This is a genomic window from Rubrivirga litoralis, assembly GCF_031846415.1.
Taxonomy (GTDB): Bacteria; Bacteroidota; Rhodothermia; order Rhodothermales; family Rubricoccaceae; genus Rubrivirga; species Rubrivirga litoralis.
The window spans coordinates 25,494-42,001 of sequence record NZ_JAVRHT010000015.1 but is presented as its reverse complement, the minus strand read 5'-3'; the positions used below and the strand labels follow the sequence as shown (position 1 = coordinate 42,001).

The window sequence follows — 16,508 nt, the reverse complement described above, 5'->3', positions numbered from 1 at the left end:
CGTCCTGCCCCGCCCCGCCCCGCGCTCCGCTGACGTACCTCGAGTTCCACCTCGCCTTTACCGTTCCCCCGCTCGTGGTCCTCGCGCTCCTCCAGGGGCGGACGCGGGCGCGGTGGGGGCCGCTGGCCCTCCTCGTCGGCATCGCGTTCGTCTACACGACGCCGTGGGACAACTACCTCGTCGCCCACGAGGTGTGGACGTACCCGCCGGGGCGCGTGCTCGCGACGATCGGCTGGGTGCCGGTCGAGGAGTACGCGTTCTTCGTGATCCAGACGGTCCTGGCGGGGCTGTGGCTCCGGCTGTTCCAGGCGCGGTGGCCCGTGCCGCCGCCGGCTGAGCGGGGCGCGCGGTGGCTGGGCGTGGCCGTGTTCGGGGCGCTCTCGGCGGCCGGCGCCGCGGCGCTCGTGGCCGGCGGGCACTGGCTCTACCTCGGGCTCATCCTGGCCTGGGCGTGCCCGGTGCTCGCGCTGATGTGGGCGGTCGGGGGCGAGCTCGTCTGGGCACGGCGCCGGCTCGTGGCCGTGACCGTCGTCCCGCTCTCGCTCTACCTCTGGGTCGCCGACCGCTTCGCCATCGGCCAGGGCATCTGGGACATCACCGACGCCACGCGGACCGGGTGGGAGATCGCGGGCCTCCCGGTCGAGGAGGCCCTGTTCTTCGTCGTCACGACGCTGCTGGTGGCGCAGGGGCTGGTGATGCTGGAGCGGCCGGAGGGGGCGCGCCGCGTCGCTACGTGACGGCGGCCGGGGGCGGGGTGGCGGCTCTGTGAGGGCGGGGCGGTGGGTTGTCTTCGGGGGGCGAGCCCGCCCCGCTCAAGCGCCCGCCCCGTCCGGACGGGATCGCGGCCAGCTCCTAGCGGATCACGCCGCTCCCGCTACCGACCCGCTGACGAAAATAGCCGCGTTGAGCCCGTTATGAGCGATTGTTGGCCAGAGGAGGCTTCCTGTCTTTTCCCGGAGCCACGCGAACGCAGCCCCAGCCACCAGGGGTAGGAGGAACGGGAGGAACGCGAATGCGATTCGGCCGCCCTCAAGACTCGGGCTGTGCGTGAAGGCGAACGCAAGCGTCGTGACCACCGCCGGCCACCAGGAAACAGCAGCCCCCGCTTCTGCTGGTATAGCCCGGTGCAGGAGGGCAAGAAACACGCCGCGGAACGCAAGCTCTTCGGCTAATCCCGGCATCGTGAGCTGATACGCCAACGTCTCGACACGGAGCGGACCTCCCCCACCGAACACGGCGCCGATGGTGACCCCGAGCAGGACGAGCCCGACTGTGACGAGGACAGCAGGGCGGAGGGAGTTGGGACGCTGGCGAACAGTGAGGCCAACATCACGCCGGGAGAGCGGACCAAACCCGATGAACGCGAGCGCCCAGGCGAGGCTGAGCGCTTTCCCCGTCCAGTTCCAGTTGGCCCCCGGGACCTGGGCGACATCGTAGACGACGGGCGCGCTAACGAGGAAGCCGTCGAGCGTGAGGAGGAGGAGGAACAGCAATGCGGCCGATCCGGTGCGCCTCGACCCTGACGCCGCCAGAGCGACAGCGAGGACCGGGAGCACGAAGAGGGCGGGGAGCGCGGACTCGACTAGGTTCTCCAAAGGGTGGCGAGGACACCGAGGCTTACGTGTTGCATAAACAGAAAGTTAGCCGCCGCCCCGCTCTGGAAAAACCAGAGCGCCAGCGGCCACCAGCTCGTGTACAGAGGGTGGCTGCCCTCAGCGCGGAACCACCCCGCCCCGCACATCGACCGCGGACGGGGCGCCGCCGCCCCGCCTACGACCGCTTTGACCAATAGCCAGGACGGCGACGGTCGTGCGCAACGGCGAGTACGAACAGCGTGCCCCCGTCTGTCCGGTAAATCACGTGGTGCGGGAACCGGCGGAGCGACCACCGGCGGTACGGGTTGCTCCTCGGCACCGGAGAGCCGAGATCGGGCGACTCCGCGATGAGGCTGAAGACCCGCTGAGCTTCGTCGATGAACAGCCCTCAAAGGCCGTCCGACCGCTCTTCGTAATAAGTTGCTGCTGCGAGCAACTCCGCTCGGGCGTCGGGATGAAGCTGGACGTCTGTCACGAGACGGCGTGACGGGCGTCGGCGAGCGCGTCAGCGACGGGGATGCCTTTAACCTCTCCCGACACGAGGGCATCCCAGCGCCGTGCCGCCTCGTCGGCCCACACACGCTCGATCTCGTCTTCTTCGTCTAAGCTCGAGATGAGATGCTGCGCGAGAAGCGCGCGCTCGCCCGGCGGGAGGAGGAGGGCCTGCGACTCGATCTCTTGGAGGCTCATAGCTCAGCGGGTCTGCGTCAACGCAAAGTACGGTGCTGTAGAACGAACTCTCTGGCTGCTCCGTGTCGCACGGCCAGGCATCGGTCGCCGCCCCGCCCCAGGTCCCGACCAGGGACACCGCCGCCCCGCCCGTAGCGACCTTTCCCGTCCCACCACCCCGCCCCCTCCTCGTGGAAGCCCTCAGCGTGTTCGACATGCTCAAGATCGGCGTCGGGCCGTCCAGCTCGCACACGCTCGGCCCGTGGCGGGCCGTCCAGCGGTGGCTGGGCGAGCTCGACGACGCCGGCCTCCTGGGCGGAGTGGAGCGCGTGCAGGTCCACCTCTACGGGTCGCTCGCGCTCACCGGGCGCGGCCACTGCACCGACCAGGCGATCGCCCTCGCGCTCCTCGGGCACGACCCGGTGACGATCGCCGTCGACCGGATCCCGGCGTACGTCGCCGCGCTCGCCCGCGACAAGCGCGTCGTGCTGGGCGGGGCGGCCGTCGCGTTCGACCCGGCCGCGGACATCCTCTACCACCCGTCGGAGCGGCTGCCGGGCCACGCCAACGGCATGACGTGCGTGGCCGTCGGGGGCGGGGCGGACCCCGCGGGGAGCGGGGCGGGCGAGCGGGCGTCGACGTACTACTCGGTCGGCGGCGGGTTCGTGGTCGCCGAGGGCGAGGCCGAGCGCCAGGCGGCCGGCCTCGTGCGGCTGCCCCACCCCGCCCAGGTGCCGGCCGAGCTGCTCGCGCACTGCCGGAGCGGGGCGTGCCGGATCGCCGACGTGGTCCAGCGGAACGAGGAGGCGTGGCGGACGCCGGCCGAGGTCCGCGCGCGCGTGCTCGCGCTGTGGGACGTGATGCGCGAGGGCGTCTTCCGCGGGTGCCACACCGACGGCGTGCTCCCGGGCGGGCTGGGCGTGGCGCGGCGGGCCGCCCCGCTCGCGCGGCGCCTGCTCGGCGACGCCCACGAGGCCGAGACCTCGCGCGAGTGGATCGCGGCCATCCGCGCACAGACGTTCCGGTTCCCCCAGGTGCTCCAGCTCGTGAGCGCGTTCGCACTCGCCGTCAACGAGGAGAACGCGAACCTGGGCCGCGTCGTCACGGCGCCGACGAACGGGGCCGCCGGCGTCATCCCGGCCGTGCTGATGTACCACGTCTGCTTTTCGGACGAGGAGGTGACCGACGACCAGATCGTCGACTTCCTGCTCGTGGCCGGCGAGGTGGGGACGTTCTTCAAGAAGGGGGCTACGATCTCGGCGGCGATGGGCGGGTGCCAGGCCGAGGTCGGCGTCTCCAGCTCGATGGCCGCCGCCGCGCTGTGCGAGGCCGAGGGCGGGACGCCCGAACAGGCGTTCCAGGCCGCCGAGATCGCCATGGAGCACCACCTGGGCATGACGTGCGACCCGATTGGCGGGCTCGTCCAGATCCCGTGCATCGAGCGGAACACGATGGGCGCCGTCAAGGCCATCAACGCGGCGCACCTCGCGCTCGCCGGGACGCCCGAGGACGCCCGCGTCTCGCTCGACGCCGTCATCCGCACGCTCCGGCAGACGGCCGAGGACATGTCGGACCGCTACAAGGAGACGAGCCAGGGCGGCCTGGCGACGAACGTGTCGGTCCGCTTTACGGAGTGCTGAGAGACTGTTTGGTAGCCAACTTTGACTCTCCTCCCCCCAGCGGGGGGAGGTCGGGAGGGGGGATGTGGAGTGGCCGCCCCGCCCTCGACGGCCGCCTTGACACTCATCCCCCTCCACGCCCTTTGGGTCCGGCCCTCCCCCGGTGGGGAGGGGGAACCTCCACCAAACAGTTTCTGAGGGGGCTCGCTGCGCTCGCGGGACGAGGGACGAGGCAAGGGCAGAACGCGGGGGCGGGGTGGCGCCGGCTTCCTGCCCCGCCCGAGCACCCCGAACCGGCCGCCCCGCCCGAGCCGCCCTGCTCAGGAGAATCCGGGCGGGGCGGCCGGCCTCCATCTCGGGGGATCGCCCCGCGCCGGCGTCCGTTGGCCGGTCCATGCCCGACCTCCCCGCCCGCGACCGCGCTCCGCTCTCCGGCCTCGACCTCGACGACCACGATGTCTCCGAGGCCGACCGGCGGGCCTCCCCGCCCGCCACGATCCTCTACGAGGCCGTCCTGCGCGAGGCGCGCGACGAGCTGTCGCGGTCGTCGGGCGCCCTGTTCTGGTCCGGCCTCGCCGCCGGCCTCTCGATCGGGTTCTCGTTCGTCGGGCGGTCGCTCCTGGGCGCCGCGCTCCCCGAGGCCTCCTGGACCCCGCTCGTCACGTCGCTCGGCTACGCCCTCGGGTTCCTCGTCGTCATCATCGGGCGGCAGCAGCTGTTTACCGAGAACACGCTGACGCCGGTCGTCTCCGTCCTGCGGCAGAAGACGTGGGCGGCCTTTGGCGGCATGCTCCGCCTGTGGGGCATCGTGCTCGGGGCCAACCTCGTCGGGGCGGCCGTGTTCGCGTACCTCCTGTGGATCGACAGCGGCGTGTTCACCGACGCCCAGATGGCCGAGTTCGCCCGCGTCGGCCGCCACGTCGTCGAGACTGGCCCGGGGACCACGTTCGGCGGCGGCATCTACGCCGGGTGGCTCCTGGCGCTCCTGGTGTGGATGCTCCCGTCGGCCGAGCGCTCGCGGGTCGTCCTCATCGTCGTCGTGGCCTACGCGATCGGTCTGGGCGGCTTTGCCCACTCGATCACCGGGACCTCCGAAGCCGTCTACGCCGTGCTCGCCGGCGAGGCCGGGTGGGGAGCCATTCCGGCGTTCCTCGTCCCCGCCCTCGCGGGCAACATCGTGGGCGGGGTGGGGCTCGTGGCGGTCCTCAACTACGCCCAGGCCGCGGCCGACGGCGAGGACTGAAGCGGAGGGACTGGGGACTTGGGATCGGGGACTGGCAGAACGCGACCGCCCCGCCCGCTCCTTCGCTGCGGGCGGGGCGGGGCGCAGGCCGTTCGCACCACCGCCCCGCCCAAGCGTCTCGGGCGGGGCGGTGCCGCTTGCGGAAACGGGGGGCCAGGGCGGGGCGGGGCGGGATGCCCCTCATTCCCCAGTCGCTAGTCCCCCCGCCCCTACTTCCCCGTGAACAGCAGGTCGCGGTAGGTCGGGAGCGGCCAGAGGTCGGCCGGCACCTCCTTTTCCAGCGCGTCGCACGCCGCGCGGACCGTGGCCATCGCCGGGACCACCTCGGACGTCATCGCCGCCGCCTCGTCGTCGGCCTCGTGGGCGGCGGCGCGGGCCGCAGCGAGCGCTCCGAGCGCCGTGCGGAGCGCGTTGACGTGCTCGACCACCCCGCCCGCCGTTTCACGCGCGCCCCACGTGTCCAGGCCGAGGTCCTCGACGGCCTCGGCGGCCTCGCCGATCTCCATGAGGTAGCGGAGCGCGGCCGGGAGCACGAGCGTCTTCGCCATCGACTCGGTCGTGGCCGCCTCGACGTTGAGCGTGAGGGCGTACTGCTCGCGGAGGATGTCCTGGCGGCTCTCGAGCTCGGCCCGCGTGAGCACGTCGTAGCGCTCGAAGGCCGCCACGTTCTTGTCGGCCGTGAGCGTGGCGAGCGCTTCGGGCGTCGTCGCCAGGTTGAGGAGCCCGCGCTCCTCGACGGCCTCGCGGTGCCAGGCGTCGGAGTAGCCGTCGCCGTTGAACACGATCGCCGTGTGCTCGCGGATGGACTCGGTGATGACCTCCTGGACGGCCTCCTCGACCGCCTTTTTCGACCGCTTCCGGCCCAGCTTCGCCTCCAGCTTCGTCGTCAGGTCGTCGATGGCCTCGGCCGCGATCGTGTTGAGGACCGTGAGCGGGAAGCTCACGCTCTGCGACGAGCCGACGGCCCGGAACTCGAACTTGTTGCCGGTAAAGGCGAACGGCGAGGTCCGGTTGCGGTCGCCGGCGTGGCGCGGGAGCGTCGGGAGGACCGGCGAGCCCAGCCCGAGGAAGCCCGACGCCTTCGACGCGGTCGCCTTGCCCTCGGCCGTGATCTGCTCGTAGACGTCCGAGAGCTGGTCGCCGAGGAAGACCGAGAGGATGGCCGGCGGCGCCTCGTTGGCGCCGAGCCGGTGGTCGTTGGCCGCCGTCGCGATCGAGGCCCGCAGGAGGTCCTGGTGCAGGTGCACGGCCTGGACGACGGCCGTGCAGAAGAACAGGAACAGGAGGTTCGAGTGCGGGGTGTCGCCGGGGTCGAGCAGGTTGAGCCCGGTGTCCGTCGACATTGACCAGTTCACGTGCTTGCCCGACCCGTTGACGCCGGCGAACGGCTTCTCGTGGAGCAGGCACGCGAGCCCGTAGCGCTTGGCCACGCGCTGCAGCGTCATCATCATGACCTGCTGGTGGTCGGCGGCCACGTTGGCGTCCTCGAAGACGGGCGCGAACTCGTACTGGCCCGGGGCCACCTCGTTGTGTCGCGTGGCGACGGGCACGCCGAGCGCGTAGAGCTCGGCCTCGACCGCGTTCATGTAGGCCATGACGCGCTCGGGGATCGACCCGAAGTAGTGGTCGTCGAACTCCTGCCCGCGGGGCGGGGCGGCGCCGACGAGCGTGCGCCCGGCGACGAGGAGGTCGGGGCGGTCCTCGAACAGGGCGCCGTCGACGAGGAAGTACTCCTGCTCCGACCCGCACGTCGCCGTCACGCGGCCGACGTCCTCGCCGAGGAGCGCGAGCGCGCGCGTGGCCTGCCGGTTGAGGGCCTCCAGGCTTCGCAGGAGCGGGATCTTGTGGTCGAGGGCCTCGCCGGTCCACGACGCGAACGCCGTCGGGATGCAGAGCGTGGCGCTCCCGTTGTGCTCGACGAGGAAGGCCGGGCTGGTCGGGTCGTAGGCCGTGTAGCCGCGGGCCTCGAATGTGGCGCGGAGGCCGCCGCCGGGGAAGCTGGACGCGTCGGGCTCGCCCTGGACGAGGCTCTTGCCCGAGAACTCGATGACCGCCCCGCCCCCGGCGTTCGGCGTGATAAAGCTGTCGTGCTTTTCGGCGGTCCGCCCGGTGAGTGGCTGGAACCAGTGCGTGTAGTGCGTGGCCCCGCGCTCGACGGCCCACTCCTTCATGGCGAGGGCCACGGCGTCGGCGACGGTCTCGTCGAACGGCTCGCCCCGCTCGACGGTGGCGGTCAGCCGCTTGTAGACGGACTTGGGCAGGCGCGACTTCATCTCGGCCAGCCCGAACGTGTTCTGCCCGAACGCCTTCTCGACGTCGCGGAGCACGTTGCGGGCGGGCACGCGCAGGGCGCCGTTCGGGGGGGGGAGGGTCGGGGTCATGGGCGGGGTGGGCGTGGAAAGCGGGCGGGGCGTGGGGGGCGACGGGCGGGGCGGGGCGGTCTGGCCACCCCGCCCGCTACTCGTCGCGCGTGGGCACGAGCGCCATCGGCTCGGCGGGGAGGTAGGTGCTCTCCTTGTGGGTCGAGAGGACCAGGCTCGTCCGCGTGCCGCGGACGCCGGGGAGCGCCTGGATGCGGGCGAGCAGCCGCTCGAGCGCGGTCGTGTTGCGGACGCGGACCTTGAGCACGTGGGAGCCGTCGCCGGTGACGGAGTGGAGCTCCTGGACCTCGCCCATCGCCGTGACGCCCTCGACGAACGCGGCGTAGTGCTCGCTGCCGGTCGACTGGATAAAGACGAAGGCGGCCACGTCGTAGCCCAGCCGCTTCGCGTCGAGCGCGGCGTGCGTCCCGACGAGGACGCCGCGCTCGGTCAGCTTCCGCATCCTGTCCGAGACGGACGGGATGGAGAGGCCGACGGCCTCGGCGATGTCGGTCCGCTTGGCGCGGCCGTCGACCTGGAGGAGGTGGAGGATCTGGGCGTCGATGTCGTCGATCTTCTCCATGCGGGCGGGGTGGGAAAGCCAATGCGACGGCGAACCTACTCGTGCCGCAGGCTTTCGGGGCGCACTGCCTCAAGAAGTAACGCAGGAGTCACCGCGAACCTCTGTGTTTTGAATCGGGGCGGGGCGGTGCCTGCGCCCGCTCCGCCCGGCGCGTGGGGCTCGCCCGCCCCGCCCCGCTCGGCCGCCGCGGGCGGGGTGGAGTCCGGGCGGGGCGGCCGGCGCTAGCTTGCGGCGCGGGCTCGTAGCACAATCGGTTAGTGCAGCCGGCTCATAACCGGACGGTTGCAGGTTCAAGTCCTGCCGGGCCCACGATGGGGGCGGGGAGGTCGAGCGTGGAGCCCGCACCCCGCCCAAGCTTAGCCGCCCTGCCTCGCCCCGCCGCCGGAGGCGTCTCAGCAGAAATGCCCGGCTGAGACGTGAGACGGATCAAGGCCGACGCGCGTGAGACACATTAACGAGAAGGAGGTGGAACGGCTTATGCGTAATTACGTATCCGAGCCGTTCCGCCCCCGTCTGATGGCCTCCCCTCGGAAAAAGCTCGAGTTCTGGGCCGACGCCCGAGACGTCCTCCGAGCTTGCCCCTCTGAGGTCAAGCAGGATGTCGGCTTTGCGCTCGACGAGGCCGAGCGGGGTGGGAAGTCCGGGAGCGCGAAGCCGATGCCGAGCGTGGGGCGGGGCGTCTACGCCATTCGCACGAACCACGACGGCGAAACCTACCGGACGTTCTACGTCGCCCGCTTTCGCGAGGCCGTGTACTGCTTCTACGTAGTCCACAAGAAGGCGACGAGGGGAGTCGACCTCCCCCAGCACCAGAAGGACCACGCCGCCGCCCGGTACCGCGAGATCGTCGAGTGGCGGCGGGCTGAGGGCCTCGACTGAGCCCCGCTTGACCCCAGGCCACCAGCCCGAACCTGACATGACCGGCCCCACCCCGTCCTCCGGCAACGTATTCGCTGACCTCGGCTTCGACGACGAGGAGGCCTCTCTCCTCGCGGTCAAGTCCCGGCTCCTCTCGGCGCTCGCGTCTTACACCGCCGAGTTCGACACGCAGAGCGAGGCCGCCGCCGCCCTCGGCGTGAGCCAGCCGCGCGTCTCCGAGATCACGAACGGCCGGCTCTCGAAGTTCACGGCCGACCTCCTCATCAAGCTGTGTCACCGAGCCGGCGTCGAGGTCCGTGTCGACACGGGCCGCCCTGCTGCGGCGTGAACGGCAGATGACCGCGCCCCCCACACACGGCGTTCGTCGTCGGCGCCGGGGCCGCCCCGCCCCGCTCGGCCGCCCCGCCCGCGCTCAGTCGCCCCGCTCGTCCGCCCCGCCCGCCGGCACGGTCGTAACGGGGACGTGCTCGACGGGGCGGTCGGGCGCCAGCCACACGGCCTCGCCGCCGTCGAGGGGCTCGGCGTTGGGCGCGCCCGTGGCCAGGCGCCGCGCGGCCTTGGCCGTCACCTTCCGGTAGCGGACGCCGCCCAGGCGGAACGGCGACCCGTAGGGGACGCGTCCGAACGCGACCGGCGACCGCGTCGGCGGCGGCACGTCGACGCCGCACCGGCCGAGTGCCTCCTCGGCCGAGAGCCCCTCGCGGAGCGCGAGCTGCACCGCCATGTCGCGCGGCGACTCCCACGCGTCGACGCCACTCAGCGACGCCCGCGCGAGCGCTCGGTCGACGGCGACGCGGACGTCGTCGGGCGTGGGGCGGGGCGGGCGGTTCGAGCGCACGGTGGGGGCGGGGCGAGGGACAGGAACGTGCGCCGGCCCCTCAGGCTCCCACCCCGCCCACGGGTGTGGCCGAGGCGGGGCGGGGCCGTTCCTGAGAGGCCGGGCGACAAAGTCCGTAGGAACAAGCGGGGAACTGAACGGTCATGCGCCCGTGGCTCACGCCCGACTCGTGCGCTCTCACCTGCCCTTACCGGGCGGCCAGCGGGAGCGCCTCCTTCCCCCTCCCCCATGTCTCGCCTCCCCCTTTTCGCCCTCGCTCTCGCCGTCGCCGCCTGCGCGCCGGCCGAGACCGACGTCATGACGGAGCCCGACGCCGGCGCCATGCCAGCCGATACCGCCCCGATGCCGGCCGACCCGGCCGGCGCCGTGACGGCCGAGGGCACGCTCGACGCTGCCCAGAGCGCGGGCGGCCTCACCAACCTCGCGCCGGCCACCGCCGTCTCGAACATCGACGGGTGGATCGCTCGGCTCGACGGCGTGCCGTCGGCGGCCCCGATCGTCGCCAACCTCCAAACGCTCCGCTCCCAGCTCCAGGACCCGGTGCTGGACGGCTTGGCCATCGGTCAGACCCTGTCCACGCTCGGCGAGCAGACGTCGGCCGCGGCCGACGGCGACGTGAGCCTTGAGCAGCTCGGTCAGGCCCTCTCGCAGGCCGGCACCATGCTGATGGGCATGTAGCGGCCCGCCGAGCAGACGGTCCACGGCGGGCCGGGGGCGCGGGCTCCCGGCCCGCCGTCCGTTTAGGGTGTGGGCGGCCGGGCGGGGCGGCGGGGGCGGGGCGGCCCCCGTGACAGGCCCGGCGTCAGCGCGCGCCCCTAGCTTGCGGGCTCCGCCCCGCCCCCTCCGGTCCTGTGAGCGCCGCGCCCGCCCCGATCTCCGCCCCGCCCGCCTCCGTCCTCGACACCCACATCGAGCAGTTCCCCGGCGTCGGCGAGCGCCGGGCCGAGCCGCTCCGCAAGGCCGGCGTCAAGACCTACCGCGACCTCCTGCGGTACTACCCGCGCCGCTACCTCGACCGCACGACGGTCACGCCGATCCGCCAGATCGCCGAGCCCGGCGAGTACACGGTCGTCGGCGAGGTGGCGGCCAAGGGCATGATCCCCGGGCGGGGCGGCCGGAGCCGGCTGGAGCTCCGCGTGACGGACGACTCGGGCGGCACGCTCAAGTGCGTCTGGTTCCGCGGGGCCAATTACCTCCAGCGGCTCTACCAGAAGGGCGAGACCTACGCCTTCCACGGGAAGGCCGACAAGTACGGGTCCTCCTTCTCGATGGCCCACCCGGACACCGACCGGCTCGACGACGCGACGGCCGCGCTCCAGACCGGCCGCATCGTCCCGCTCTACCCGGGCGGGGCGGCGCTCGAAAAAGTGGGCCTGAACAGCCGCGGCTTCCGGCGCCTGATCTACCGGATGATCAAGGAGCACGGGCTCGCGATCCCCGAGGTGCTGCCCGAGTCGGTCCGCGCGCAGCACGACCTCATCGACGGCAACGTGGCGCTCCGCGCCGTCCACTTCCCGCGCGACGTGGCCGAGCGCGGGCGGGCCGTGCGGCGGCTCAAGTTCGAGGAGTTCTTTTTCCTCCAGCTCCTGCTCGCGCTCACGAAGGGCCGCCAGGAGAAGCAGGCCGGCGTGCGCCTGGGCGGGGTGGGCGGCTACACGCAGCGATTCCTCGACGAGGTGCTCCCGTTCGAGCTCACGGGCGCCCAGCGGCGCGTGCTGGAGACCATCGCGGCCGACACGGCGAGCGGGCACCAGATGAACCGGCTCGTCCAGGGCGACGTGGGGAGCGGCAAGACGGTCGTCGGCGTGGCCGCCATGCTCATGGCCGTCGACGCCGGCCACCAGGCGGCGTTCATGGCGCCGACCGAGATCCTGACCGAGCAGCACTACGCCAACGTCCGCGGCTTTCTGGAGCCGCTCGGGCTGGAGACGCGGCTCCTCATCGGCGGCCAGCGCAAGGCGCTCCGCGACGAGATCCTGGCCGAGATCGCGTCCGGCGAGGCCCACGCCGTCGTCGGCACGCACGCGATCATCGAGGACAAGGTGGAGTTCCAGAACCTCGGCCTCGCCGTCGTCGACGAGCAGCACCGGTTCGGCGTGGTCCAGCGGGCGAAGATGTTCAAAAAGGGCCAGCGCCCGCACGTCCTCATGATGACGGCGACGCCCATCCCGCGCTCGCTCGCCATGACCGTCTACGGCGACCTCGACGTGTCCGCGATCGACGAGATGCCGGCGGGGCGGAAGCCCATCGAGACCAAGGTGTACAGCGAAAAGCGGCGCGAGGAGATGCTCGACTTCGTCAAGCGCCAGCTCCGCGAGGGCCGCCAAGCGTACGTGGTCTACCCGCTCGTCGAGGAGTCCGAGTCCGAGACGCTGGCCGACGTGAAGGACGCCGAGAACGGAGCGGCCGAGCTGTCGGAGGCGCTCCGCCCGTACCGCGTCGAGCTCGTCCACGGCCGGATGCTGTCCTACGAGAAGGAGGAGGCGATGGACCGCTTCAAGGGCGGGGAGGCCGACGTGCTCGTGGCGACGACCGTCATCGAGGTGGGCGTCGACGTGCCCAACGCGACCGTCATGGTCATCGAGCACGCCGAGCGGTTCGGGCTCGCCCAGCTCCACCAGCTCCGCGGCCGCGTCGGGCGGGGCGGCGACCAGTCGTACTGCTTCCTCATGGCGTCGTACAAGCGCTCGGCGGAGTCGACCGAGCGGCTGGAGGCGATGGAGGCGACGACGGACGGGTTCGAGATCTCGGAAACGGACCTCCGCCTGCGCGGCGCCGGCGACTTTTTCGGGACGCGCCAGTCGGGCCTCCCCGACCTCAAGATCGCCGACGTGGTGAAGGACGCTGAGATCCTGACCGAAGCGCGCGCGGCGGCCTTCGCGATCGCCGAGGCGACGCCCGCCCTCGACGCGCCGGGCCTGGAGGCGACGCGCGAGCACTTTGGGCGGACGGCGCCGAAGAGCCTGGGGTTCGCGCGCGTGGGGTAGACCGCCCCGCCCGCGCCGTGGGGGCGGGGTGGCCGTACCCGTCTGGCAGCCCGTACGCCGCCCCGCCCGCCGGGTCCGCTCGTCTGGTGAGGGCGGGGTGGGGGGCTCTGCTGCGTTGCACCCACTACAAGCGGGAGCCGCCACCTTGTAAACGAGGCGCTGAATTGCAATCCTCGTCGCGACGTGGAAGGCGAGACGGGAAGCACTCGCCCCCTTTGGTCTGCCCCCGCGTCACGCTCCCGTCCCGCCCCGCCCGCCGAAAGCGACGCGGCGCGAGGCGGGCGGGGCGGTTGGCACGGCCGGCGGCACACCCCGCCCTCCAGGCCATGACGCTCCCCGCCCCCCGTCGCACCGTCCGCGCCGCGCTCGACACGCTCGCCGTCATCGAGCACCGCGACCCGGCGGGGCACGCCCGCGTCACGGGCGGGGCGGTCGCGGCGACCTCGCGGGCGCTCCGCGTGGGCGAGCCCTACGTCCGCGACGTGCTCGGGCGGCCCGACGCGCTCCCGTCGCCGCTCCGCGACGACGTGCTCTACCTCTACGCCCTCCACGTCGAGCGCGGCGTGCGGGCGTACTGCCGCCGGCCCGCGGGGCTGTAGGAGGGGACCCGGAAGGAGAGCGCTTCCACACGCATACGCCGCCTACGAACGTATCGTCAGGCCCGCCTGCCCCTGCCGCCGTGCGCCTCGTCCTCCTCGCCGCCCTCGTCCTCGGGCCGGCCCTCGCGCTCGCGCAGGAGTCGCCGGCCGTCGCCGCCGCGCGCGACCACTTCCGGGAGGCCGGCGCGCGGGCCGCGACCGACGACCTGGCCGACCTCCACCCGACGCACGTGCACGAGGACGCGCGGACCGGGCTCACGTTCGTGACGCTCGTCCAGCGCCACGCCGGCGTCGAGGTGTTCGGGACGGCGGCGACGGCGGCCGTGTCGCACGGCGGGCGCACGCACTCCGCCCCGCCCCCGTTCGAGCGCGACCTCGCCGAGCGGGCGGGGCCGTCGACGCCAGCGCTGAGCGGGGCGGCCGCCGTCGCCGTCGCCGAGGGCGTCGCGCGGCGGGCGCTGGCCCGCCCCGCCCCGCCCGGGCCGCCCGTCCTCACCGACGACCCGGCCGTCGACGCCCGAGCGGCGGCCGAGGCGGCGGCCCGGACCCGCGCCGTCGAGGCCGGCGCGCCGCGGCTGGGCTACCACGAGACCGACGGCGGCGCGCTCCGCCTCGCGTGGGAGGTCGTCGTGCGCGGGGTGGGCGGGGCGGCCGTGCTCCGGCGCGTCCGCGTCGACGCGCTCACGGGCGCCGTGCTCGCCGACGACGACCTCGTCGTCCACGACGCGTGGCCGGCGGCGCCCACACCCGCCCCGCCCGCGGCCTCCGCCCCGCCCGTGTTCCTCGACGCCGGGCGGGGCGGGGCGGCCCGGGCCGGCGCCTACCGCGTGGTCCCGTTCCCGTTCGAGAGCCCGGACACGGACGGGTTCGCGCTCGTCGCCGACCCCGCCGACCCGGCGGCCTCCCCGCTCGGGTGGCACGACGACGGGGACCAGACCTACACCGTCACGCGCGGCAACAACGTTTACGCCTACCTCGACGCCGATGACGACGACGCGCCCGATCCCGGGTCAGCGCCGGACGGCGGGCCGTCGCTCACGTTCGACTTCCCGTTCGACCCCGACGCCCCGGTCCGACAGAACGGACCGGCCGCCGTGACGAACCTGTTCTACTGGAACAACGTGGCCCACGACGTGGCCTACCGCTACGGGTTCGACGAGGCCGCGGGCAACTTCCAGGTCACGAACGTGACCGGGGCCGGGCAGGGCGACGATGCCGTCCGGGCCGAGGCCCGCGACGGGTCGGGGTCGAACAACGCCAACTTCGGCACCCCGCCCGAGGGGCGGCCGCCGCGGATGCAGATGTTCGAGTGGCGGGGCGGCGCCCAGCTCCGGGTAACCGCGCCGGCCGCGCTCGCCGGACCGTTCCCGTCGCTCGCCGCCGGGTTCGGGCCGCCGGTCGGATTTTCCGGCCCGCTCGTCCCGACGCGCGGGCCGGGCGGGGAGACGACCGGCTGCCCCGGCCAGGTCACGGGCGACCTGACCGGCCGCGTGGCGCTCGTCGAGCGGGGCGGATGCACGTTCGTCGAGAAGGTGCTGGAGGCGCAGGCCGCCGGCGCCATCGGCGTTGTCGTCTACAACCGGACGGGCGCCGACGGCGGGGGCGACGTCCTCATCGTGATGAGCGGCACCGGCGACGGCATCGCCGTTCCGAGCGTGTTCGTGGGGCGGAGCACCGGGCTGGCGCTGGCCGGCAGCCCCGCGCCGGTCGCGGTCGACGTGGCCCAGCTCGCCGACCGGCTGAGCAGCTTCGACGCCGGCGTTGTGGTCCACGAGTACGCCCACGGCATCTCGAACCGGCTCGTCGGCGGGCCGTCTGACGTGGGGTGCCTCTCGAACGGGGCCACGGACCCGGACGACCCGGCCGCCTCGCGCCCGGGCGAGCAGATGGGCGAGGGGTGGAGCGACTTCTACGCGCTCATGCTCACGCAGCGGTCCGGCGACACGGGCCGCCAGCCGCGCGGAGTCGGGACCTACCTCCGGTTCGAGGTCCCCGACGGCCCGGGCCTCCGCCCCGCCCCGTACTCGACCGACTTTGCCGTCAACGACTACACGTACGCCGACGTGGTCTCGGGCGCCGCGTTCGAGCCGGCCGGCGCCCGCGGCCTCTCGGTCCCCCACGGCGTCGGGTTCGTGTGGGCCTCGGCGCTGTGGGAGATGACGTGGGACCTCATCGACACGCTCGGGTTCAGCGAGGACATCGCCGACGCCTCGGGCGGGGCGGGCAACCAGGTGGCCCTCAACCTGGTCACGACCGGGCTCAAGCTCACGCCCTGCACGCCCGGTTTCGTCGACGGCCGCGACGCCATCCTGGCCGCCGACGAGGCGCTCTACGGCGGCGCCCACGCCGACCTCCTCTGGAACGCCTTCGCCCGGCGCGGCCTGGGCCTCGACGCCCGCCAGGGCTCGCCGGAGAACCCGAACGACGGCCGGGCCGGGTTCGTGACGCCGAGCGGGGCGGGCGCCGTCGCGCTGTCGCAGACGGCCGCCGTGGCGACGGTCCGCCCGGGCGCGTCGGAGACGGTCGAGGTGGTGCTGCGGAGCGCGCGCGAGACCGACGACCAGTTCGCCGTCGTCATCGAGGAGCTCCCGCCGTGGCTCACGGTCGAGCCCGTGGCCGGCGTGCTCCCGGCCGGCGGCGAGGTCGTGCTCCGCGTCACGCTCCGGCCCTCCCCGCTCGACACGGGCCGCCTCACGGCGACGGTCCCCGTCGAGGTCGACGCGGCCACGCGGCTCCGCCTGTCCGTCCGCGTGGCGACCGACGGCGGCGTCGAGGGGACGCACGACCTCTCGGCGGTCGGCCCGAACCCGGCCCGGACGGAGGCCCGGTTCACGCTGGCGGTGCCCGCGACGCAGCGGGTCGAGGTGGCCCTGTACGACCGGCTGGGCCGGCGCCTCCGGGCGTTCGCGGCGCAGCTCGACGCCGACACGCGCCGGTCGTTCGCGGTCGACGTGGGCGGGTTGGCGTCGGGCGTCTACGTGCTCCGCGTCGAGGGCGAGGCGTTCGGGGAGTCGCGGACGCTCACGGTCGTCCGCTAGCCGCCCCGCCCGAAGCATTCCACCCGCCCCGCCCGGCCGTTCCACCCGGGGCGAGTCCTGAGATCGGCCGGGCGCGGACCGCGAGGGCGGGGCGGGGC

At 73.4% G+C, this 16,508-nt stretch carries 15 protein-coding genes and 1 tRNA gene; 10 read left to right on the top strand and 6 right to left on the bottom strand.

From position 1 onward, the window contains the following. Nucleotides 1-29 precede the first annotated feature (29 nt). Nucleotides 30-737: a lycopene cyclase domain-containing protein gene (locus RM540_RS07895; RefSeq protein WP_311663054.1), complete on the top strand. Its 708-nt coding sequence runs from the start codon at nt 30-32 to the stop codon at nt 735-737. A 123-nt stretch (nt 738-860) separates the two neighbouring features. Here the strand turns inward: RM540_RS07895 and RM540_RS07890 are convergent, their stop codons facing one another. The 3 genes from RM540_RS07890 to RM540_RS07885 form a co-directional block, all read right to left on the bottom strand. Further along, nucleotides 861-1,595: a CPBP family intramembrane glutamic endopeptidase gene (locus RM540_RS07890; protein WP_311663011.1), complete on the bottom strand. Its 735-nt coding sequence runs from the start codon at nt 1,593-1,595 to the stop codon at nt 861-863. 175 nt (nt 1,596-1,770) lie between these two features. Beyond that, entirely contained in the window at nt 1,771-1,974 is a 204-nt protein-coding gene (locus tag RM540_RS16505; RefSeq protein WP_432280807.1) for a type II toxin-antitoxin system RelE/ParE family toxin, read from the bottom strand. Between the two features lie 92 nt (nt 1,975-2,066). Beyond that, a complete protein-coding gene (locus RM540_RS07885) occupies nt 2,067-2,285 on the bottom strand; it encodes an addiction module protein (protein WP_311663010.1) in 219 nt (72 codons plus the stop codon). A gap of 170 nt (nt 2,286-2,455) precedes the next feature. Between RM540_RS07885 and RM540_RS07880 the strand changes: the two genes are divergently transcribed. Further along, nucleotides 2,456-3,904: an L-serine ammonia-lyase gene (locus tag RM540_RS07880; RefSeq protein ID WP_311663009.1), complete on the top strand. Its 1,449-nt coding sequence runs from the start codon at nt 2,456-2,458 to the stop codon at nt 3,902-3,904. Nucleotides 3,905-4,277: 373 nt separating this feature from the next. Beyond that, entirely contained in the window at nt 4,278-5,126 is an 849-nt protein-coding gene (locus RM540_RS07875; RefSeq protein ID WP_311663008.1) for a formate/nitrite transporter family protein, read from the top strand. A gap of 209 nt (nt 5,127-5,335) precedes the next feature. On the opposite strand, the gene RM540_RS07870 is transcribed toward RM540_RS07875, so the two are convergent. Next, nucleotides 5,336-7,507, bottom strand: coding sequence for a glutamine synthetase III family protein (locus tag RM540_RS07870; protein WP_311663007.1), 2,172 nt, complete (start codon nt 7,505-7,507; stop codon nt 5,336-5,338). Nucleotides 7,508-7,583: 76 nt separating this feature from the next. After that, nucleotides 7,584-8,069: an Lrp/AsnC family transcriptional regulator gene (locus tag RM540_RS07865; RefSeq protein WP_311663006.1), complete on the bottom strand. Its 486-nt coding sequence runs from the start codon at nt 8,067-8,069 to the stop codon at nt 7,584-7,586. A gap of 235 nt (nt 8,070-8,304) precedes the next feature. Between RM540_RS07865 and RM540_RS07860 the strand changes: the two genes are divergently transcribed. The 3 genes from RM540_RS07860 (at nt 8,305) to RM540_RS07850 (ending at nt 9,276) form a co-directional block, all read left to right on the top strand. Then, nucleotides 8,305-8,378, top strand: a tRNA-Ile gene (locus RM540_RS07860). A gap of 207 nt (nt 8,379-8,585) precedes the next feature. Then, entirely contained in the window at nt 8,586-8,948 is a 363-nt protein-coding gene (locus RM540_RS07855) for a type II toxin-antitoxin system RelE/ParE family toxin (protein WP_311663005.1), read from the top strand. A 37-nt stretch (nt 8,949-8,985) separates the two neighbouring features. Then, nucleotides 8,986-9,276, top strand: a complete 291-nt coding sequence (locus tag RM540_RS07850; RefSeq protein WP_311663004.1) for a helix-turn-helix domain-containing protein — start codon at nt 8,986-8,988, stop codon at nt 9,274-9,276. Between the two features lie 84 nt (nt 9,277-9,360). Here RM540_RS07850 and RM540_RS07845 read toward each other — a convergent pair whose 3' ends face one another. Next, a complete protein-coding gene (locus tag RM540_RS07845) occupies nt 9,361-9,786 on the bottom strand; it encodes a hypothetical protein (RefSeq protein WP_311663003.1) in 426 nt (141 codons plus the stop codon). Nucleotides 9,787-10,014: 228 nt separating this feature from the next. On the opposite strand from RM540_RS07845, the gene RM540_RS07840 reads away from it, so the two are divergent. From RM540_RS07840 to RM540_RS07825, 4 genes are all read left to right on the top strand, one after another. After that, entirely contained in the window at nt 10,015-10,464 is a 450-nt protein-coding gene (locus RM540_RS07840) for a hypothetical protein (RefSeq protein WP_311663002.1), read from the top strand. Nucleotides 10,465-10,637: 173 nt separating this feature from the next. Beyond that, nucleotides 10,638-12,773: an ATP-dependent DNA helicase RecG gene (gene recG / locus RM540_RS07835; protein ID WP_311663001.1), complete on the top strand. Its 2,136-nt coding sequence runs from the start codon at nt 10,638-10,640 to the stop codon at nt 12,771-12,773. A gap of 326 nt (nt 12,774-13,099) precedes the next feature. Then, nucleotides 13,100-13,372, top strand: a complete 273-nt coding sequence (locus RM540_RS07830) for a hypothetical protein (RefSeq protein ID WP_311663000.1) — start codon at nt 13,100-13,102, stop codon at nt 13,370-13,372. A gap of 80 nt (nt 13,373-13,452) precedes the next feature. After that, entirely contained in the window at nt 13,453-16,410 is a 2,958-nt protein-coding gene (locus RM540_RS07825) for a M36 family metallopeptidase (RefSeq protein WP_311662999.1), read from the top strand. Nucleotides 16,411-16,508 lie beyond the last annotated feature (98 nt).